This window comes from uncultured Alistipes sp. (genome assembly GCF_963931675.1).
Taxonomy (GTDB): Bacteria; Bacteroidota; Bacteroidia; order Bacteroidales; family Rikenellaceae; genus Alistipes.
Map to the genome: position 1 here is coordinate 1,523,722 of NZ_OZ007039.1, position 21,718 is coordinate 1,545,439.

Sequence of the window (21,718 nt, forward strand, 5' to 3'; positions counted from 1 at the left end):
TGTTCTCCTACCTGGACGAGAACGACAACCTGCGCAACGTCTGCGAAGGTATCGACGCCAATAACAGCTTCGACTGGTATCACTGACCGGCGGCCTCCACGGACAGGCCGCCATGCTTTGGTGCGCTTATGCCCTCTCGTGCGACGTAAAGCCCTATAAACTGTAATACGGATTAATACGAAAATCTCCACGAAATGGATCTTCCAGAGGATGATCGTCATTTTCCTGCTCTTTGCCGGCTTGTGACAGGCCGGATGCAAAGAAAAAGCGATCCTCAAATCAGGATCGGGCACGAAGTCCAATCCCGAACCGGATCCCGACGTCGAAGAGTAGGACCTGAACTACTTCCCCCTCGGGGAAAGGCCCCGCACGATCGAAAACGGAATCGTGGAGCTCTACCTCCGCTCGGAAAACTCCAACTGGGGTGACATGCACTCCTCGACCAAGAGTTCGCGGTCCTTCTATCCCAACGTCTGTGCCTGGCTCGGAGCCTTTTGGTATGCCGAAGCGGCCGGTGATACGGATCTCTTCAACCGGCAGGTCGCCAAGTTCGACATGTTCTTTGGCAACGAGGACAAGAGTATCGAACCCAGCACGAGCCTCGTGACGAAGATCTCCCGAACGGAGAACAATGCCGTAGGCTACAATATCTTCGGCGCCGGGCCGCTTCTTCTGTTGTTCCTGGCAGTGGATGCGGCACAGCGTACACTCAAAGTTCGGGCACTGCCGCCCAAAGTTCCGCGACTTCGAAAAAGCATCGTGTGACCAGTACCGTCACCGATACCGACGGATCCCACAGGTCGGCGCCACCGGTTACATTCAAAACACCAACATCGGTACCACGACCAACACCGACGGTCTCTTCGTCCTCGACGTTACGCCCGAGCAGGCTATTACGATCAGCTACATCGGCTATCTGTCGCAGACCCACGTAATCCACGGCCTGGATGTGATCAACGTCCAACTGAAAGCCGATACGGACCAGATCGAAGAGGTCGTCGAGGGTTACGGCAAGTAGAAACGGCAGGCCATGGTCAGCACCATCGCTGCTGCCGGCTCCCGGGAACTGATACAGTCCTCATCGAGCAACCTGACGAGCAACCTTGCCGCAGCGTCTGCCGAAGTTCGTCAACTCGTGGGACTACCTCGAACTGGTCAATGAATCGCGCTTCAACGACAGTCTGCCCCCAACTTCAGCGCGAAGACCATTCAGAAATACCGTGGCCGCGTAGATAACGACTCTATCCCAATACGCAGTGGATCGACGAGATGCCCGAGGAGAAGCGCGCCTGCTTCTACCAGGTACTCTATTATCCGGTGAAGGGCTGCGAGCACCTGAACCGCATGGCGCTGAGCGGGCAGCAAAACCTCCTTTACGCCACCCAACAGCGTGCCGCCACGGATTCGCTGGCTGCCGAAAGCCGCCTCTGCGACGACTCGCTGCAGGTTATCACGAAGGGTTACAGCCCCTCTGCGGCGGCAAGTGGAACCACATCATGACCATGAAGCAGGGATTCGCTTCGACCTACTTCGAACTGGCCGAACTGGCCGTCAAGGCCGAGGGTGAGGCCGTAATGAAAGAAATGGGGAACTACACACCCTATCGACGTTCGACACCTTCCTGCGCCACACGCTCTTCGTCGACATCTACAACCGGGGCGTCGGAGAACTGGAGTGATGCCTGACGCCAAACGACGGGGGGGGGCATCGCCAGCCTCCGTGCGGGCCGCACCCGCACCGAGGAGCGGATCGAAGCATCGATCAACTGGGAGAAGGTGCCCGTCGACGAGGCGTTTTCAAATTCGCTGACGATCGAGAATGCCGCCGGAATCCGTAAGCAGATACTCGTCTCTGTCTTCAATCCCATATCGCCCATCCGTGAGGAGATGAAGGAACTCTACATGCAGCACAAACGGGAGAACAACGTCATCCGGATGCGTCTGATTCCGAATCTCGGGGTGGAGAACACCGCCGTGCAGATGGGCAACCCGACCCACCCGAAGCAGAACACACGCCGCGACAAGATGTCCTCCCTGGAGTACGACTTCTACACCTTCAAACAGGGGTTGGTCGACGTCTACACCTAAGTTCTTCCAACGTTCGTCATCAGCGCCGACCACGGCTATGCCGGGCATGAGGCTACGAATCTCGAAACGCAGTACGCGTGGCGATTGACGACGGTCCGGCGATGAATCCGTCGATATCTTCGATCGAGTACGCACTGTCTGGCACGAAAGCGTGCTGAAGAACTGCCGGGTGAACAAGACCACACTGCACATCGTCCGGCCGGGCAAACATACGCTCCGGATTCTCTGCGGAGATGCCGACACGGTGCTCCAGAAGGCCGTACTCTGGACTTCGAAGGCTTGAAGCGTTCCTACCAGAGTCCGCAACCCACCCGGATGGAGTAACTCCGTCGGATACAAAGTCTGCAGTTTGACCGGGTGCTGTACGGGCAGGTGTTTGGCTTGTGGGAGGCTCCCGTCGGGTCAGATCCATCCAGAGGATGAGTTGTGGGAAAGCACGGCATCCGCAAATCCGTGTTCTACAACGTTTCCGCCTCCCCGGAAAACACAAGAGGATTCCGTCAATAAACGGAACAAGCGCAGTGAATCGGTCAGAAGCAACACAACAATCCGACGAACGACAACAAGGTCTCGCCGAAAGGCAGATTCACCGCGATTCCTTCCCGAACAGAGCGTTGACAGGCTTCAAGCAGACATTGGCTGCGAAGGCCCAGTTCGGCACTGTTGTAAGGGGTATCACCCGCCAGAATCGCACAACAAAACTCCTCGATCTCGGCCTGATAAGGATTCATTTCATCCGGGAAAAGCGTATACTCCTCCTTGCAGATCACCTCTTCGGCAGACTTTCCGTACAAACGCAGGATCAGTTTTGCCTTTCCATTCTTCGCCATCTCCACGGTCACATAGCCCTGCGAACCGTAAAGTTCGAAAAAATTGTCCATCGCGTCTTTCTGCGGAGAGACCGAAACATAAACATGTCCCATTCCCCCGTTGTTGAAGGAGAGCGACACGACGGAACTCTCGACGGAATCGGGTTCAAGACTCCGTCCCGTCGAAAAACAATGCACCTTGCAAGCCTCTCCGAAGAACATTTCAAGCAGATCGATGCAGTGGCACCCGATATTCGCCAACGGGTTCTGTCTGGCAATGGAGACTCCGGGAGCCGGATGACAGTCGGCATACAGAACCCGACCGTATCTCAAGGTTCCCAGCACCCCATCCCGGGCCAATTCCAGGATCCGCTGAAACTCCGGCAGGAAACGCAGAAAAAAGGCGCTGCCGAGCAGTACCCCGTTCTTGTGGCACAAGCCGATGATTCGCCGGGTCTGTGCCGGGTCGTGTCCGGGAGACTCTTCGCACAAGACATGTTTCCCGGATCGAACTGCCCGTTCGACATGTTCCGCGCGCACGGAATCTTCGGAAGCCACAAGTACAGCATCGATCCCCACCCGGAGCAGTTCGTCGATCGAACCTACGCTCCTTATAAAATATTCGCTCCGGACCGCTCGTTCCAATTCATTGCCGACATCACATACGGCAACCAATTCGGCGTGATTGGCGGCAAGCAAACCCTCCACGACCGTATGACGGGTAAAGACCCCTCCCGATCCGATCACACCCCACCTGACTCTACGCCTCATATTGCAATCAGTTTTTCAAAAGGTTCAACAATTCGACAGCTACGGATGCCAACTGTTCTCCGGCTCCGACCTCATACAGCGTGGTCCCGGGTGTCGTTTCATAACCATGCGCCATCGGCAAATAACCCGTTCCACCCTGCTCGAAGGAAGCTTTTGTCGGAAAATATTTCCGATTGTCGTTGGCGATCCCCACCACAAGAGTATGCGGGAAAGGCGACTGTTCGCGGATCATGCGCCGGAATTCGGAAAAAAACTCCCCGGGTAGCCCCACAACCGCCACATTCCCCACGCGGCACGCCATCACCTCCAGACTGTCACGTTCCTGCTGCGTGGCATACATTCCGATCCACTCCTGGGCATAATACTCGTCGGGCATTCCGTTGAGCTGGAACGGAGGCATTCCTTCCCGGGCAACTCTCTCCATGACCCGACGGGCCCAAGCATACTGCTCTTCGCTGATGGCGATACGTTTCACCGGGACGAACCGCCGAATAACCGCCACCTCGGCACCCTCGACCTTACAACTCGCCGACATCGCCCGGCGAGCCGCATCGGCCACCCGATTGCCCACAACCTCACACTCCTCATACGTATCAATATACCCGCGCCGATAGTTCACCTGCGTGGCATTCCCGCAGGGAGCATTCAGATAGACGGGAACAAAATCGGCACCTTCGCTCGCCTTCAGCGAAGAGGCCATATAGCCTGGATAATCGGCCGAATAGAGCCAGTTGTTACCGGAGAGGGTCGTGGCATGGCATCCGTAATTGACCACCGCTCCGCGGGCACCTCCGACCTGATCGATGCTGAGGACCGAGAGTTCGGTATCGATCGGCCCCGCCTCCCCGACCACGAAATCGGGATCGGGATTCTCCCACGACATATGAATCTTACCGTCGCGGCACAGCAAACGGCGGTTATAGGCCACGCTGTCCTCCCGCGTGGTCCCGAACCGAAGTCTGGCCGGTTTCAGGTCCGCATTGGCCAACAGGACGGCATCGGCAGCCCGTTGCAGGTACTCCACCGCACCCGGGGCATCCAACAGCGATTTCGGACCGCTGTGCGTATGGGTCGAGGCTATGAGGATCTGTTCCGGACGCAAATCCGAGCGTTCGGCGATATAGTTCCGCATCATGTCAACCGTCGCCCGGCGCATCCAGCAGATGTCCACACTCAGAATCGCCGCCTTATCTCCGTCCGGGCTCTGCATGACGAACGCCCGCGCATAAAGAGGATCGTGTTTGCCCCGCGAAGCATAGTCGTCGCCCCGATAGTTGCCCACGAGATCCTTCCCGACCTCCGGGGTATAATCCACCTCGGCCATGCCGACCTGCGGGAGTTGTTCTCCCCCGCAGGCCCCAAGCAACAGGCCGGGAACAAAAAGTGTCAGTTTGACAAAGAGATTCATATTTCGCAAAAATCAGTTTTCGTGCACCAGGCCGCTGCACTTGATCAGGACACCCGCCCCGGCAGGCAACCAGTATGCCCGTTCCTTGGCCATAGCCAACTGTTCGGGCGAACCGCCCAACATCGATGTGGATTTGAGTTTGGTCTCCTCGATCTCCTGGAAATAGGGCTGCTCCTCGCCCGTATTGATCACGAAGAGGCGTTCGTTCTTCACCGCGGTCTCCACAATAAACCGGGCCGAACGTTCGAGGCTCAGGTTGACCACCATGATGTACCGGTTACCCTTCTCGCTGAGGAACTCCCCGACCATCAGCGGCTCGGCACACTTGATATGCTTGACATGTTCGCCCGGCATCAGAGGCAGCGACGGATCAATTGACGGATCGGTGAAGTAGACTCCCGTGGACTTGAGCTGCTTCATGATCGGGCCCAGGATCGAAAGCTGACGGTTGACCTCCCGCAGATAATGCCACGTCTGGGTTCTGCGCTCCTGCTTGTTGATCGGAGCGTAGTTGTAGCCGCCCTGCCAATAGGTGAACCAGCGAATTCCTCCAGCTCCGGCCGCCAGCGACGTATAGGCCTGCAGCAACAGGTTCGAGAGCGTTGGAATCGTCGTATAGTGGCGGATCTGGTTCCCCGAGACGACGTTCCACCACGGAATGCCGTATTTGAGCGAAACTTCCCGGACGGCCATGATATTCGTATAATACTGGGCCGTGCGTTTGGCATCGGACTGGTCCATGGAGAACTGGACCATGTAGTTGTCATACGAGATCATGTCGGGTTTGATGATCGTAGCAGCCTGTTCGAGATACTCCTTGTAGGTCCGCGTTCCCAGCTGGGACTTCACCTGGTCCAGGGTCCACAGTGTCGCATAATTGGGATAAAGGTTGATCGTAGCCATCTTGCCCGGAGCATATTTGCGGACGGCAGCCACGGCAACGGCCAGTTTCGGGAAGGCCATGGCCGAAGGCTCATCGCAGATATGGTAGCCTACGATCGCATCGCTCTTGCCTCCGTCCTCGATCATCTGCTTTACATAGGCATCGATCTCCTCATCGCTCATGGCCATCCAGTCCTTTCCCGTGAGGTGCTTTCCCCGGGCCGAGATGATCGTATTCAGACCCAGTTTCTTACAAAGAGAGAGGTTCTGCTTTTGACCGTCGGAGGCATCCGACATGTTGAAATAGCAATCGGCCATACCCCGTAGTCCCTTATCCTGATCGATAAACTTGTTTTCGTGGAAATCGCGGCCTATGACGAATCGGTTCACATCGAAAGGTTTGTCTTCGATACGGAGGATCCCGTCATCGTCCGTCACAGGTTCGTCGGCCCAGGCCTGAACGGTCGAAGTCGAAAAGAGCAGTGCGGCCAGCAAAACACGCAGAAAAACAGAAGTCTTCATTACTGATTCGTTTAGGTTGTTAAAGATAGGAATTTTATTTTACGGTTATCGTCTCTCGAAGACGGATATCATCCGATGCCGCGCCGACCCGCAGTTCGAAATCGCCCGGTTCGACGACCTCCTGCATGTCGATATTCCACAAGGCCAGTTCGCACATCGGCAGTTCGAATGTCACACAACGGGATTCGCCGGCCGGGATAAACACCTTCTCGAAGCGGCGCAACTCCTGCACAGGCGTAACCACGGAACTGACCACGTCACGCACATAGAGCTGTACGACCTCTTTGCCGTCCCGAGTCCCCGTATTGGCCACCTCGACGGTGATCTTACACGTATCGTCCGCCGAAAAACTCCTTGCCGAAACCGACATCGTTCGATACTCGAAAGTCGTGTAACTCAGGCCGTGGCCGAATGCCCATACCGGATCGGGACTCGAAAAGACGTAGTCGCGGCCCGGGGAGTCCGGAGTTCCGGGGTTCTTGTAAAAGCCTTTATCCGTAGGATAGTAGTTGTAAAAGACCGGAAGGTGTCCGACACTCTGCGGGAAGGAGACATTCAGTTTGCCGGAGGGGTTGACCTCGCCGAAGAGGATCTCGGCGATGGCCCGACCCTCCTGCTCTCCGGCATACCATTGTACCACCACCGCCTCGCAATGCTCCTTGACCCACGGCATGGCCGAAGGTTTCCCGGCCACGAGCACCACGACAGTGGGAGTCCCGGTGGCCTCGACGGCTCGAATCAGCTCCTCCTGAACACCCGTCAGGACAATATCCGAAAGGTCGAAACTCTCACCACTGACCGAATTGGGCCACGGACGTCCCGGAGCTCCGCTCAAGGCGCCCACGAAGACCAGCGCCACATCGCTGTTGCGTGCTGCGGCAACGGCCCGGCCGAAACCGCTGCGATCCTGAGAGTGAATATCGCAGCCTTTGGCATAATGGATCTTCACACGATCGCCAACCAGCGCTTTAATTCCCTGCAGCGGAGTGATTCCGTAACGATTGTCATTGGTCCACATGTAATCCCCAAACTGGACCTGCGCAGCATTCGGTCCGATCACGGCAACCGAACGCAGTCGGTTTTTGTCCAGCGGCAGCAGGCCGTTCTCGTTCTTGAGCAGTACGGCCGATTCACGGGCGGCCTCCAGGGCGAGTTCCACCGCCTCGGGCGTATGGACTGTCTCCGACAGGTCAGCCAAAGCCTCGTAATCCTTGTCGAACAGTCCCATGGCGAACTTTGCCGTCAAGATACGGGAGACGCACTTGTCAATCTCTTTTTCGTCCAGGCCTCCGGCCCGCACCAGACTGTCGAGCCGGGCGTAACAGTCCCCGTCGACCTCCAGATCGACCCCTGCCACCACGGCCTGACGCGCGGCTTCCGCCTTGTCCGCCGCCGTCCGGTGGAAGTGGCGGAGCATGTCGACCGACCCCCAGTCGGAGGTGATATAGCCCGTAAAGCCCATCTCACCGCGGAGAATATCGTCCAGCAGCCAGTGCGATGCTGCAACCGGAACCGCTTCATAGGAATTGTAGGAGTTCATCACGCTGTAAGGCATCGCCTCCCGCATGACGGCCTGGAACGGCTTCAAATAGAGCGAACGGAGCTCCCGCTCGCTACCCACGACCGACGCCAAATTGAGACCGCCGCTCGGGGAACCGTGAGCGACGAAATGCTTCAGGGTAGCCATTACGCCCTCCTCGTTGAAGGCCGAAACATAGGCCACACCCATACGTCCGACCAGATAGGGATCTTCACCGTAGGTCTCCTCGACCCGTCCCCAACGCAACTCCCGAGCGAGATCAAGAACCGGGGCAAGCACCTGATCGACCCCCACTGCCTTCGATTCCCTGGCAATCACCCTGGCCACACGATGTACGAGATCGGGGTTGAACGTACTGGCCAGAGCGATGGATTGCGGAAAAATCGTGGCACCATCCTGAATCAATCCGTGTAAACCTTCGGCTTCTCCAATCACCGGAATTCCCAATCGATTTTTGGCGGCCATGTAACGGTTCAAGGTCAGAAGACTCTGTTGCAACTCTCCGACCGTAAGTTTCGCCCCGAAGACGGAGCCGTAGCTCATACCCTGAAGAACGGAATCCATCCGTGCCGAATCAACCTTCCCGTTCTCCGAAAACTGATTGAACGTGAGATCCTGCATCTGGGCAACTTTCTCTTCAAGGGTCATCCGGCCCAGCAGATCGGCAACCCGAACCTCAACCGGATTCTCCGGATTCTTATAAGCCGGAACTCTGTCTCCACATCCAACAGTCAGGGATGCAACGGCCAAAGCGGCCAAAGACACAACGTTTCTCATTGCACTCTTTCTCATAACGCATCTACGGTAATTTGGTTTACACCCGTTTTCAGGGCAACGGATTTTTCGCCCAGCCGAAGTGTCGCTTCCGTATTGGCCGGAACGGTCACTGTCAAGTCGATCTTGTTGCCGGAACGCTTCCACTCACTGCGGATCCATCCCCGCACGGAACGGTATTCCCCCCGGGCCCAGTCAAGTCCTTCGATAAAGCGGGGTTGAATCAGGATCGAGTCGAACCCGGGATTCCTCCGGTCGAGATTGATTCCCGCAATGGTATTGATCATCCAAGCCGAGACATCCCCGAGGAATGCGTGGTTGAGTGAAGCATCCTTGAAATGCTCGTCCAGCACCCAGGTTTCGGGCAAAGTTGTCAGCCCGCGATGGATCCAATTGGCCCACGAAGGCGCTTCGGGACGGGTGATCATCCAATAGGCATCGTCGGCATAACCGTAGGCCGAAAGCATCGCAGGCACGAACTTGCTGCCCAACATGCCAAAATCGAGCTGATGGCCATTCTCACGGATCATCCGCACAAGGTTGTCAGCAACCGCCTGTTCATGTCCCTCCGGGACCAGTCCGAGCGCCAGCGCCACGGCCTGTGCAGCCTGCGTCCCATTGGCATACAGTTCCTTTTCGGCGTCGAACCAACGGTCGACGATCGTTTGCTTGAGTACAGCGGCCTTGTCCCGATATTTCGCAGCATCCCGTCCGGTGAGTTCGGCAAACCGAGCCATCAATGCATGGTCCAGCCAGTAGAAGGCCGTCGAGGTAAAGTGCGTATCGGTCCGCGCCTTGTAAAAGACCCAGTCGCCAATACCGTAAGTCAGGATTCCATTCTTCTCGCGCGTAGCCAAGTAGTCGAGGTAGCGTTCACAGGTGTTCCAGACCCGCTCAATGGAACCCGTCTCCCCGTAATAAAGATAGAGGTTGTGCGGGATGATGAACAGCGCTGCATCCCACACGGGCCCGATCCAATCGGCATAGCCCCAGCCCGAACTGGGAATGATTCCCGACAGATCGCCTCGCTCCCGCTGGTTGTCGACAAAATCCTTCATCCATTTCTCATATACCGTAATGCCGTCGAAGAACAACAGTCCGTAATCCATCGCCACATATCCGTCGGCTGTCCAGCCGTTCTTCTCTCGCTGCGGGCAGTCGGTCGGAATTCCGAACAAGTTCCCCAAATAGGAATTACGACTGGCGGCGACCAGTTTGTTGAGCACTTCGTCCGAACAGGCAAAACTCCCCACCGGCTCCACATCGGTATGCATACAGAGACCCGTCAGGCTCTCTGTCGTCAACTCCAGCGGCCGCGAAGCCGAAACCTCCACATAGCGGAATCCGTGATAGGTAAAACTGGGCTGGAAAACCTCCAGGCCTCCGCCGTCGAGAAAATAGGTATCGGTCTGAAGACGTTCGAAGGGATCGCGATGCTGGGGCATTCCATTTTTCTCACGCTGGAAATAGACATCGATATTGCCCTGATTCAAACGTCCGTCGGGATGCACCAGTTCCCCATGGGCCATTGTCACGCAGGTTCCGGCCTCGCCCTGCACCTGCAAACGGCAGACTCCCGTAATGTTTTCACCCAGATCGTAGACACAGGTATAAGCATCGATCCGGCGCATCGCAATGGGTTTCACCTCACGGACAATCCGGATCGGCGGCATCTGCTGGGCATCGATCTGCGATGCCGGAGCCTCGACCAACTGAGCCGGACGCCAATTGGAATCATCGTAACCGGGTTCGGTCCAGCCCTTGCGTTCGGCTCGGGCATCATAGACCTCGCCACTGTAAAGGTTGTTATAGGCGCTGCCACCGCTGTTCGTCCGCCAAGAGCCATCGGTCGGGACCGTCTGTACCGTTCCGTCGGCATAGGTCACGCGCAACTCGGCAATCATCCGCGGCCGCATCCGCCAGCGGGCCCGTTCGAATTCCCAGACTGCCAGCGACTGAATATTGAGCCATCCGTTCCCCAACTCCGCGGCGAGCACATTTGCACCCGGTCGGAGCAATTCTGTTACGTCGTAGGTCGAATAGAGCACCCGTTTGTCGAAATGCGTATAACCGGGATCGAGTTCATGGTCACCAATCCGCACTCCGTTTATGAAACATTCGTAATACCCCACACCACAGACATAGAGCCGAGCCGCACGAATCGGTTTCGTCTCCAGTTCGAAGCTCTTGCGAAGCAACGGCGCCTTCCGAAACTCCTTGTCGAAAGTGTCGCTGATCCATCGGCCCGTCCACTCCTCGGGAGCGAGTTTCGCCGTTTCGAAGGAGGCCGTCGGCGAGGTCAGTTTCCGACCCTCGGCACTCCACGCCTCGACCTGCCAATAATAACGGGTATGCGCGCTCAGAGGTTTTCCAGCATAGACGACACGCGGCATCGCTCCGGAAATGCGGGAAGAAAGCCACATGTCAGCCTTTCCTTTCCGCAACAGGTCCGGCGACGTAGCTACACTGATTCGGCAAAACGCCTGTCGAAATTCCCGATCGGAGTCGATCTCCCAAGTCAAACGCGGCGCCCGGGCATCAATTCCGAGCGGTTCCCTAAGATATTCGCAACGCAGGTGCCCGACGGCAGGCCTCCGATCCGCACCCGGACTCGGAAGCACTGCCAGCAGGCAAAAGCAGCATGCAAGAATCACCCTTTTCATCACAACGGATTTACTCTGCAGAAGGATAGTTTGCCATCAACGCCTCAAGGACACCGTAAAAGGCCGGTTTCCGATTGTGATCGTAATCGTACATCTGAGCCGAATCGTAGGGCCGAAACGAAGGATCGTGACCATCGCCCAGCCCCCAGAAGAAGATTCCGTCGATTCCTGCCCCAATTGCCGTGTTGACGCACTTCTTGTAGGCCTTCTTCTGATTTTCCAACTGCGTTTCGGTCAGAGTGGTCGGGACCGTAAAGGTCTGCGACATGTCCACCTCATTGAGATAGACCTTCAGGCCCGTATTCTTGAGCCACTTGATATGCTTTTCGAGCAGGTCCCAACGCGGCGTATTCTCCGGATCATCGAAACCGGCCTTCCCGAACTTGATGTGTGTCTGCAGCGCCACGGCGTCAATCGGCGTACCCTTGGCCAGAAGGTGCTTGACCAACTGTCGGAAGGCACAGCACCGCTTGTCCGTTTCCAGACTGAGTTCGAAGCCCGCATCGCTCAGAATCAACTCCGCCTCAGGAGCGTATTTACGGGCAAATTCGAAGGACAACCGGATATAGACCGGAATCTCCTTTTCAACATTGGCCTCGTTGTATCCCAAACCAGACTCTTCAGGTTCGGTTCCGAGCGGCGTCCAGACACACGATCGATAGGATCCCTTCTTGTTGGCCAGGATTGTCGCTTCGTTCACTACGGTCCACATATCCACCCGATCGCCGCCCATCGACTCGAGAACATTCTTGATCCGGTTTTCGAGCATCTCGGAGAGTTGCTCGACCGTCCACGGTGTCGAAGGCGACGTAAGCCAGCTCGGATAATAGGTATTGTGCGACATCAGGAAGTGCCCGATACTCTTCTTGCCCCGCTCTACGCACCAGTCCACCCAGGCTTTCTGGGCCGAAAGGTCGAACACCTCCAGCGAAGACCAGTTGTTCCACGCCGTCGGATAGCACGGGATCTGTAAAACGTTGTACTCGGTATCGATGATATCCTCGGTCGTCGGATTCGTATTCAGCGGTACTTCAGCCGTCCCTCCGATCAGCAGTGGTCCGGCATTGCCCTTGAGTGTCATGTCAGCCTCCTCGGTCTTGAATTCCAACTCCTCGTCCCCATACACGACTCCCTTGGCATTCTCGGCAAAAGCCCGCACGTAGTAGGTCGTTCCGGGAGTCAGACTCCCCACATCAAGAACGAAAGCCCCGACCTTCGGAGACGACATCCCGACCAGCGTTCCGGTCTCGGCCGTCGGCATGTGATCCTCCCCGACACACAATCCGGCACTGCGCAATGTTCCGCCGCCGTCGCTAACGATTTCGGAACTGAACGTTGCACTCACCCGCTCGGGCTCTCCCACCAGTTCGACCGAACCGACCTCGGCATAGTCCATCAACTCAGGCGATTCGGCCAACGTCGTAAACTGCACCTGAGCACTATAGACCAACCCTCTCCGATTCCGAGCATAAGCACGCGCATAATAGGAAGTTTCGGGAAGTAGATCGGTAAGCTGAATATCGAAACTGCCCGGCTCCGACACCGAAACATTCATTTTGGTGAGCACATCCACCGTGGGGTTCTGCACCGTTCCCCAGCAGAGTCCGCATACATCGGGATCCCCACCCCAATCCACGAGGCTGCCTCGCAGAGTGACGGCATTGTGCGTCAAAGAGGATTCGACGACCACAACATCCCCCAAAGTAGGCGTAGTCATACCTTGCGTCGAAGCGGATTCCGTGTCATCGTCTCCGCAACCGGCCAACCAGGCAGTGCAGGCCAAAGGCACGATCAATACGTGCCGGAACATCGTTGATTTCATAAGGGTCATTTTATTGGTTTCAGGTTATTCATAGTCGATTCTGATCAGTTTTGTCTTCCCGAAAGGGACTTTGATCTCTATTCGGATCGTATCGGAGCCATTGTTCCGCGCTATAGCCTCGCCACGTTCGACGTCGGTCAAAGCCGCAATCCGTCCCGGCAACTGCCGCAATGTCACTTCACAATGCGGATCGTCCGATTCGTGGTTGATGAGGAACAAATAACCCCGTTTATCCGAGGAGCGCAGGGCAGCCTCGATGTCGGGATTCGAAGAGTATACGTGCGACTGTACCCCAGCCTCTTCGAAGGCAGTTCGAACCCAAGCGTAAAGCGCATTGAGCGTCGCATCGTCCTCCGTCTTGCAAGCGTGAAAGTAGGTATCCTGCAGACAGAATCCGAAAAGTGTCGTGCGTCCTCGCCCCACCGAGCGGTCGATCTTCCAGGGAATTCCGCTGTCGGCACAGGCAACCTGCACGCCTTCGACGGGCTTGCATGGTCGGGGTGAGACGATTTTCGAGATGACTGTTCCCTCCGTCACAGCATCGAACACCGACGGTGAATCGGTTTCGCCCGATGTCGGCGGGAAAGAGAATTTCGAAGCCAGATTCACGAAGGGAACCCATTGCCCGGCCCGACGGATCCGGTCGGTGGAAGCCTCCGTCACACCGAACAGTTCACGCATCGTGGCACTCGGTTGGCGGTTCTCGTCGAGTTGCGGCACACAGTCGGCAATCACCACGCCTCCGTGCTCGACAAAACGGGTAATCCGCTGCGCCACCCGCTCCGGCAGCAGTTTCACGTCACACAGGACCAGCACCCGATACCCTTTGAGCGTATCGTCGGTAATCTGCTCTTCATGCAGGATATCCAGTTCGCCGAACGCCCGCAGGAAGAGTTCGTATGACAGTCCCACGTTGTAATACTCCTCCTGCAACAACAGGTATTGGGTTCGCGGAAAGAGAAAACAGGCATTCGCCTTTACTTTCGGCGCCTCGGTAATCCAAGCGCCCTCCTTCTGAAGAATCCGCATACCTTCACCATACTCGTCCCAGTGATTCCGGTCAACCGGAAGGTTGTGGCCCATATAGTCCGACGGTGAAATGATGTAATCGGCGCCTCCTCCTACAGCCGTGTAAAGCACCTCCCGTTCCGACCAATATTGTGCGGCCCGCTCCTTGCCCCGGAAACGGACAAACCACGCCTTGTTATAGGTCCCGACCCAGAAACCCATCTTTTTACCGTACTCCGTGGTCATGTTGCGCAACTGCGCCATCGTATAGTGCAACTGACTCATTCGCGGCTTCCGGTAGACGCCGGTCTCCCCGTAGCGGTAATCGAAGGTCAGGTAGGGATAGATGTCATAAACGAACAGATCGGCATAATCCCCGCCCCAATAGAAGACGTCGTCGATGGCCATCTGGCTGTTCGACCCCACACCACCGCCATAGACATTGTGGCTGTCGTGCGTCATGGCGATCCGGACCCGCGGATCGAACTCCCGCACTATCCGCTCGGTCTTGAGCCATCCGTCACGGAAAATCAGCGACTGGAAATTCAGAAAATCGAGCTGTTTGCGGGCATCGGCGGCAGCTTCTTCGAAGCTCGACGGCATCGGATAACCGTAACGGCGCTGAAACTCCGCCCGGGTTGCCGTGGAGTAATCCAAGTAGGGTTTGCGGTGGAACGGCTCGTCGATATATGGGAACACGTAGTCCGGAGTCTCGATCTCGCGCAACGAGGCCAGGCCGCGGCGGACATTCTCCCGGACGGTCGACTCATAGGTAGGATCGTAGACACTCACCCGAGGCGCCTCGTCCCGAATGAAGGCCTCGTGCCCGTGGGTCATGAAGTCAATCCGAAACCCCTCCTGCTGAAACCGCCGCACAATGGCCCGGCTCTTGTCACTGCGACAATCCCGGATCCAGATATTCGTCACGCCATGCGCCCGCAGGTCGTCGAGCGTAGCGGGATCGAATTCCCGGTCTTCGGCAATTTCGTAATATTGCAGGCTGAAGGGAAAGGGCTGCACCTCCGTCGTCTCCTGCCCTCGGGACCGCACCGTCAGAGTCAGCAAGCAGAGCGTCCAAATCAAATATTTTGGATAATAAGCATTCATGTTCCGGTTCCGGTTAATAGTTACCCTCATTGCGGTGGTCTCCGTGAGGCCGCACCGTCCGCTTCAACGGAATCGACATGCCGTCGGTCTGCTCCAGCCAGTCGTAAAGATCGGCATCGAGTTGCCGGATAATCTCCTGATAAGCGGGATCGGCGATCCGGTTCTGCAGTTCGTGCGGATCCTTGCGCAAGTCATAGAATTCGTTGGTATCCCAAATGCCATGATAACGGATGTACTTGTAATCGTCGGTCCGTACACCGTGCATGGTCGGAGTTTGCGGATATTCGTGCTCCCAGTAGTATTCGTAGAAGATCCTGTTTCGCCACGGAACCTCCTTCCCCTGCAGAAGCGGGATAAAAGATTCTCCGACCATTTGTTCCGGTTTGGCCAGCCCGGCGCATGCCAGGATCGTAGGTGCTATGTCGACATTCTGGACCATCGGTTCGAGCACCTGCCCCGCCGGGAAGAGCCCCGGAGCACGGATCAACATCGGCACCCGGACCGATTCCTCGTAAAAATGACGTTTGTCGATCAATCCATGCTCACCCCAGCAGAAGCCGTTGTCGCCCATGTAGATCACCACGGTATTCTCATCGAGCCCCATTTCACGGAGGCTGTCCAGTACCCGGGTGATACTCTCATCAACGGCCCGCAACGTCTCACAATACTTCCGCACCTCATCCTGCCAGTCCCGGCGTCCGTTGTAGGCGTAATCCACACCGTGCCAACTCTCCCGCTGGCGTTTCACCCAATCGGGCTTCATCTCCTCGCCGTAGTAGTCGCTGCCCGAAAGGGGCTTTCCGGTCCGGGAATCCTTGTTGGGCGTAGGCGTAATATCGTAGAAGGGGTTCCGGAAGGAGACGGGAAGCGGGACCTCCTTGTCCGCATAACACCCCTCGTAACGCTTCGGAGCTTGAAACGGATCATGTACGCCCTTGTGCGAAAGGTAGACGAAGAACGGCTTGCCCGCATCCTTTTGTTCGCGAATAAAGTCAATGGCATGGTCAGTGAGCAGATCCCCCAGATAGGTGCTGTCGCGGAACTCCTGCCACTGTCCGTCGATGTTGATACGAGGATTCCAGTATTCACCCTGTCCGCGGATTCCCTCCCAATGGTCAAATCCCGGCTGGGGGTCCCCCGTATCGTTTCCCATGTGCCATTTTCCGAAGAAGGCGGTCGTATAACCCGCTTGCTGGAGATATTCCGGGAAGAAGGTCAGACCTTCGGGCAGCGGTGCGGCATTGTCCACGACGTGATGGGTGTGGGAATAGAGTCCCGTAAGGATCGAGGCCCGGCTCGGTGAGGAGAGCGACGTGGTCACGAAAGCGTTCCGGACATAGGCTCCTTCCCTGGCCATCCGGTCCATGGCCGGAGTTTCGAGCCAGGGGATCGTTCCCAGAAAACCCATATAATCGAAGCGATGGTCGTCCGAAAGGATAAAAACCACGTTGCGCGGCTGTGCTCCTTCCAGGCGGTCGAGTTTCAACGTCTGGCGATCGCAACCCGCCACGACGGAACACCCTCCAGCCACCAGTATCGCGGTTCCCCGTATGATATTCAGATCAGTAGGCATCTCTCAAGGTTTTAATGGTCAACAACCGCACGAACTCTCCGGGAGTGAGATCCGTACGCACCTCTACGCTCACGGGATGTCCGGGCATCAGATCGAAATAGTTATCGGAGAAGAATCCCTCCGCATCGTTCAAACCGAGACATACGCCCCGGGCAAAGCCGTCGCAACGCAATGTCAGGCGGATTCCGGAATCAGTCGCCGCAGCAGCGGTGTCTACCCGGACTTCGGGATAAGCCATCTCCTTCTGTTTTGCCAGGAAACAGTTGTTGGAGTAGATTTTCCGCTCCCCGCGGGGTGTGAAGAGTACCTGAACGACCACCTCTTCGGGCGCCTGCCCGCCGAGAAGTCCATCGAGAGCGATCTCGGCACATTTTCGGCTCTCGTCGGCCTGCAGGCGGACAGACTGCCGGAACGTTCCGGCACGTTTCCCGTCCATCGTCCAGGCAACCGCCTCCAACGACCCGTTGACAGCTTGCTGCCGATCGGAAACCACCCAGAGTTCCAGTTTGCCGGCGCGTGCCACCGGCGAGACGAGGATGTCGTCGAAAGCCTTAGCGGCAAAATAGTGCAACGCTTTCCAGCGTCCGTAATAGTCCCGGCTCGACCAGGAGGCTACCGGCCAGCAATCGTTAATCTGCCAGAAGAGCGTCCCCATGCAATAGGGCTTTTCACGTCGATGCGCCTCCATGGCAATCTTGACGGCATCCGCCTGCAGAATCTGGGTCATATAGAGGAAACTTTCGAAATCCTTCGGCTCGCGGTACTCCTTGAGCAGCTGTTTCCGGATCCGCTCGTTGGCATTCATGCCGCCCCGCTGATGCCACATCATCGCATCGGAAAGGATATTCCAATCCTCCGCCTCAGGGGCATAGCGCATTACCGTCGCCAGTTCAGGGAACGACTGGAAGCCATATTCGCTGAAGAAGCGTGAGCGCTCGTCCCGAAATGCCGAGATCGGGTGTGTTGCATTCCAAACGCCCCAGAAATGGCGGTCGCCCTCGTTGTCGGCCTGCCCCTTGTCGGGCGAGGAGAAGGGAGACGACGGCGTGTAAGCCACTCCGTTTCCGTACTCCCGGACCACATCGGCCAGCGTAACGAAGTATTGGTCGGCATACTCTTTCCAGATCTTCTCGGCCCAGGCCGGATTCTGACGTTCATAGTTCTCCTTCCAGCCCCAGCTGAACCAGGCAGTCTGGTTTTCGTTGTTCCCGCACCATACGGCAATCGACGGATGGTTCCGCAACCGCTTTACATTGTCCACCGCCTCACAACGAATGTTTTCGAGCAGCGCGCCTTCCGCCGGATAGAGGCTGCAGGCAAACATAAAATCCTGCCAAACAAGCAGCCCGTAACGGTCGCACAAGTCATAAAAGGCATCGTCCTCGTAGATTCCGCCGCCCCAGACCCGGAGCATGTTCATGTGCACGGCCGCAGCATCTGCCACGGTCTTTTCGTAATCAGCCCGTGTCACCCGCGGCAGGAAACTGTCCGAAGGAATGTAATTGGCTCCCTTAGCAAAGACCCGGACACCATTGAGCCGGAAATAGAAACTCTGCCCGTCGGCATCCCGTTCGCGCACCAGTTCAATCGAACGGATGCCCGTCGTAACCGTCCGGCTGTCTGCCATCCGGCCGTCGACGGAGAGTTCCGTGCGGAAATCGTAAAGTTCGGGGGATCCCAACCCGTTGCACCACCACAACCGGGGATTCCGAAGCGTAAACTCCACCCGCACCCGGTTGTTTCCGGGTTTCAAGTCGCAGGCGACCTCACCCAGCAGGCGTTCCGCCCCGGCATCGTAGACGGCAACCCGTGCTCCGGGAGTCACCTCCCGGGCTGTAATCTCGACTTCGCAGGCAATCTCTGCCGAACGCTGCGAAACCCGTTGCTGCGCCACCGCAACATCTTCGAGGAGCACATCATCCCACGCCTCAAGAACCACCGGTCGCCAGATCCCAGAGGTCACCAGACGCGGACCCCAGTCCCAGCCATAATGGTAGCCCGCCTTCCGGGCGAAAACACTCACCTTTTTTTCAAACAACCCGCCGTTTTGCGACTGGTCATTCCCAGCCTCATAACGGTACGGCAGTGCCTCCCACTTCGGCAAGTCGACCTTGATCGGCGAATGGAAATAGACCCGGAGCACATTGCCTTCCTTCCGCAGCCGTCCGGAGACATCCACCCGCCATTCGCGGAACATGTTGTCGGCAGAGAGGATCTTCTCTCCGTTCAGTTCGACATCGGCATAGGTATCCAGACCCTTGAAAACAAGGCGGTGACATTGGCGGCTCCACATTCCAGTCGGCAGGTCGAAGGTCGTTTCATAGACCCAGTCCTCCTTGTCGACCCATTGTACGTTGCGTTCATTCAGACGGAAGAAGGGATCCTCAATCAACCCACAGGCCAGCAAGTCCAGGTGGACAACGCCCGGCACCGAGGCTGGCCGCCACTGCTGAAGCCGCGCTTGTCGGAAACGCCACCCTTCGTGTAGTTCACAGCGCTCGACAGCCCCGACAACGGAGACGTTCAAGGCTGCCCACGCTGCGAAACACAACAAGCGGAATATCTGTTTTTTCAGCATCATTTATTTCCCTGTTTTTTCGGCGAGACCTTCAACAGGCGTGTTACGCCCGTAGGAGTCCCTTCGACGGCCAAAATCGTAAACCGGACACTGCCGTCATCCTGTTGCGTAAAATCGACCGTTCGACCCCATTCGACATCGAGAATCTCCCCAACCTCGAATCCAAGGTCCCGCAGTTCCACCTCCGTAATGGCCTCCCGGGCTTCGTGATTGATGACAAAGACGTAGGCCTCCCGGTCATTGCAGCGCAACGCCACCTCCATGTCCGGATTCGAGGAGAAAGCCCGGGCTCGGATCCCTGTATCAGCGAATACGTCGTGCACCAGCCGCTGCAACCCAGCCCGCGACTCTACATCATTCTCCTTCCAAGTCTGGAAATAGGTATCCTGCAGGCAGAATCCAAACAGATAGCAACGTCCCGTTCCTTCGCGGCGCGAAAGCAGCAGCGGATCACCCGAGGCCATGCGGGCCACCACTCCGGCATCCGAAGCCACACACGCCCGGGAAGTCACGACCCGGAAATCCTGCGGCACCCCGAAGGCTTCGCCCGCAGCCTTGTCGAAACGCTTTTCGGGGATGGGTGGCGGGGTCTTGAGTCCATGTGCCCATTGTGCCGGAAGCATCGAGAACGGATTCCACTGTCCCTTCTGTACGACACGGTCGGTCCGGGCAGACTCCACTCCAAAAAGACGTTTCATCGTCTCCAGCGGCTGCATCAAGGCATCGGTCTGAGGTACACAGTCAGCAATCACCACCCCGCCCCGCTTTACGAAGCGCACTATCCGTTCGGCAACCTCCTTAGGCAACATCTTCACATCGGCCAGCACCAGGATCTCATACCCGTTCATGGTGTCGTCGGTAATCTGCTCTTCATGAATGACATCCAGTTCGCCAAAGGCCCGCAGGCAGAGTTCGAATGTCAGGCCCACGTTGAAATACTCCTCCTGCAACTGCACGTACTGCGTGCGCGGAAAGAGGAAGCAGGCCCGGGCTTTCGGTTTCGGAGACTCCAGAATCCGGCCTCCGACCTTCTGCACGGTACGCATCGCACGACCGAAATCCTCCCAGTGGCGGGCATCGGAGGGGATATTGATTCCCGTAATGAGGTAATCGGCACCTCCGGCGATCGCCGTATAGGCCAATTCACGCTCCATCCAATACTGCTCGCGCATCTCCCGGGTCAGATAGCGGCGGAACCATCCTTCGTTGTAGGTTCCGAGCCAGAACCCGAGTTTCTTGCCGTAGGATGTCGTAAGATTCCGCATCTGAGCCAGCGTGTAGTGCATCTGGCTGATCCGGGGTTTAGGCGTCTTGCCGTACTCCCCGTAACGATAGTCGAACATCGTATAGGGGTAGATATCGTAGATGAACATGTCGGCAAAGTCCCCTCCCCAGTGGAAGACGTCATCTACAGCCCATTTCGAGTCAGACTCGACACCACCGCCCATCGTATTGTGGCTGTCGTGGGTCATGACAACCAGCGGACGGTCATCATACGCCTTGACCTCGCGATAAATCTTGCGCCACGCCTCCACGAAGGTCAAGGACTGGAAATTTACGAAATCCAAATGCTTGCGCGGATCGAGCCGGGCCTCGGCATAGGAACGCGGCATCTCGTAACCGTACTGCTTGCAGAATGCCTTGCGAACCGGATCCCGGTAATCAAACGATGTGGTATCGGCATGGAAGGGTTCATCCATGAAGGGGAAGATCGTATACGGCGCCGCGATGCGCTTTACGTGTCCAAGCACCGGTTCGATGCGGGTACGCACGGAATCGAGATACTCCCGCGAATAGACACAATATTTCGGCGGTGCATTGCGTCTGAAGAGCTGTACGCCATTGGACGTATAGTCGACCTTCATGCCCAGGCGGTGCGCATAGTCGAAGACCGAAGGGTTGGCCCCGCCGTGCGAAAACTCCCCGGCAGCGATATGTGTGCAACCGTGCAGGATGATATTATGGACGGTTTCGCGCATGATCTCGTCGGTCAGGGGAGGGCGTTCGTCATGCCAGCCGTTCCCCGACGGTACGGGCGTAAACTGTACGGCCACCGGGAAATAGGAGGCTCCCACTCGCGGAGTCGTAGGCGGCAACGAATCCTGTGCCGCAATGCGGGGCCCGCAGAGGAGCGAGGCCGCAATCAGAAAAACAGGAACGCAGTTTCTCTTCAT

The 21,718-nt window shown here is 57.0% G+C and carries 16 protein-coding genes; 6 read left to right on the plus strand and 10 right to left on the minus strand.

From position 1 onward, the window contains the following. Window positions 1-387: 387 nt before the first annotated feature. The 6 genes from ABGT65_RS06470 (at window position 388) to ABGT65_RS06495 (ending at window position 2,370) form a co-directional block, all read left to right on the plus strand. Window positions 388-765 carry a hypothetical protein gene (locus ABGT65_RS06470; RefSeq protein WP_346700686.1) on the plus strand — a complete coding sequence of 126 codons (378 nt, stop codon included), beginning with the start codon at window positions 388-390 and terminating at the stop codon, window positions 763-765. After that, entirely contained in the window at window positions 692-1,018 is a 327-nt protein-coding gene (locus ABGT65_RS06475; protein WP_346700688.1) for a carboxypeptidase-like regulatory domain-containing protein, read from the plus strand. Before ABGT65_RS06470 ends, ABGT65_RS06475 begins: the two co-directional genes overlap by 74 nt. A gap of 251 nt (window positions 1,019-1,269) precedes the next feature. After that, a complete protein-coding gene (locus ABGT65_RS06480) occupies window positions 1,270-1,500 on the plus strand; it encodes a hypothetical protein (RefSeq protein WP_346700690.1) in 231 nt (76 codons plus the stop codon). 2 nt (window positions 1,501-1,502) lie between these two features. Then, window positions 1,503-1,685, plus strand: coding sequence for a hypothetical protein (locus tag ABGT65_RS06485; RefSeq protein WP_346700692.1), 183 nt, complete (start codon window positions 1,503-1,505; stop codon window positions 1,683-1,685). Between the two features lie 90 nt (window positions 1,686-1,775). Then, a complete protein-coding gene (locus tag ABGT65_RS06490; RefSeq protein ID WP_346700694.1) occupies window positions 1,776-2,087 on the plus strand; it encodes a hypothetical protein in 312 nt (103 codons plus the stop codon). Between the two features lie 151 nt (window positions 2,088-2,238). Then, on the plus strand, window positions 2,239-2,370 hold the full coding sequence (locus tag ABGT65_RS06495) for a hypothetical protein (protein WP_346700696.1): 132 nt from the start codon (window positions 2,239-2,241) through the stop codon (window positions 2,368-2,370). 247 nt (window positions 2,371-2,617) lie between these two features. Here the strand turns inward: ABGT65_RS06495 and ABGT65_RS06500 are convergent, their stop codons facing one another. The 10 genes from ABGT65_RS06500 to ABGT65_RS06545 form a co-directional block, all read right to left on the minus strand. Continuing rightward, entirely contained in the window at window positions 2,618-3,667 is a 1,050-nt protein-coding gene (locus tag ABGT65_RS06500) for a Gfo/Idh/MocA family oxidoreductase (protein ID WP_346700697.1), read from the minus strand. A gap of 7 nt (window positions 3,668-3,674) precedes the next feature. Next, a complete protein-coding gene (locus ABGT65_RS06505; RefSeq protein WP_346700699.1) occupies window positions 3,675-5,075 on the minus strand; it encodes a neutral/alkaline non-lysosomal ceramidase N-terminal domain-containing protein in 1,401 nt (466 codons plus the stop codon). A 12-nt stretch (window positions 5,076-5,087) separates the two neighbouring features. Further along, the gene (locus tag ABGT65_RS06510) at window positions 5,088-6,479 is read right to left on the minus strand and encodes a hypothetical protein (protein WP_346700701.1); all 1,392 of its coding nucleotides are present in this window, start codon (window positions 6,477-6,479) and stop codon (window positions 5,088-5,090) included. Between the two features lie 34 nt (window positions 6,480-6,513). Next, window positions 6,514-8,811 (minus strand): glycoside hydrolase family 3 N-terminal domain-containing protein, encoded by a 2,298-nt coding sequence (locus ABGT65_RS06515; protein WP_346700703.1) that lies wholly within the window; start codon window positions 8,809-8,811, stop codon window positions 6,514-6,516. Next, complete coding sequence (locus ABGT65_RS06520; RefSeq protein ID WP_346700705.1) at window positions 8,808-11,216, minus strand: family 78 glycoside hydrolase catalytic domain; 2,409 nt, start codon at window positions 11,214-11,216, stop codon at window positions 8,808-8,810. The genes ABGT65_RS06515 and ABGT65_RS06520 overlap by 4 nt, the downstream gene beginning before the upstream one ends. A gap of 250 nt (window positions 11,217-11,466) precedes the next feature. Continuing rightward, window positions 11,467-13,278 carry an endo-1,4-beta-xylanase gene (locus ABGT65_RS06525; RefSeq protein WP_346700706.1) on the minus strand — a complete coding sequence of 604 codons (1,812 nt, stop codon included), beginning with the start codon at window positions 13,276-13,278 and terminating at the stop codon, window positions 11,467-11,469. Window positions 13,279-13,302: 24 nt separating this feature from the next. Continuing rightward, window positions 13,303-15,393 (minus strand): hypothetical protein, encoded by a 2,091-nt coding sequence (locus tag ABGT65_RS06530; RefSeq protein ID WP_346700708.1) that lies wholly within the window; start codon window positions 15,391-15,393, stop codon window positions 13,303-13,305. 13 nt (window positions 15,394-15,406) lie between these two features. After that, on the minus strand, window positions 15,407-16,966 hold the full coding sequence (locus tag ABGT65_RS06535) for a sulfatase (RefSeq protein WP_346700710.1): 1,560 nt from the start codon (window positions 16,964-16,966) through the stop codon (window positions 15,407-15,409). Continuing rightward, a complete protein-coding gene (locus tag ABGT65_RS06540) occupies window positions 16,956-19,547 on the minus strand; it encodes a glycosyl hydrolase 2 galactose-binding domain-containing protein (RefSeq protein ID WP_346700711.1) in 2,592 nt (863 codons plus the stop codon). The genes ABGT65_RS06535 and ABGT65_RS06540 overlap by 11 nt, the downstream gene beginning before the upstream one ends. After that, window positions 19,544-21,718, minus strand: coding sequence for a hypothetical protein (locus tag ABGT65_RS06545; RefSeq protein WP_346700713.1), 2,175 nt, complete (start codon window positions 21,716-21,718; stop codon window positions 19,544-19,546). The genes ABGT65_RS06540 and ABGT65_RS06545 overlap by 4 nt, the downstream gene beginning before the upstream one ends.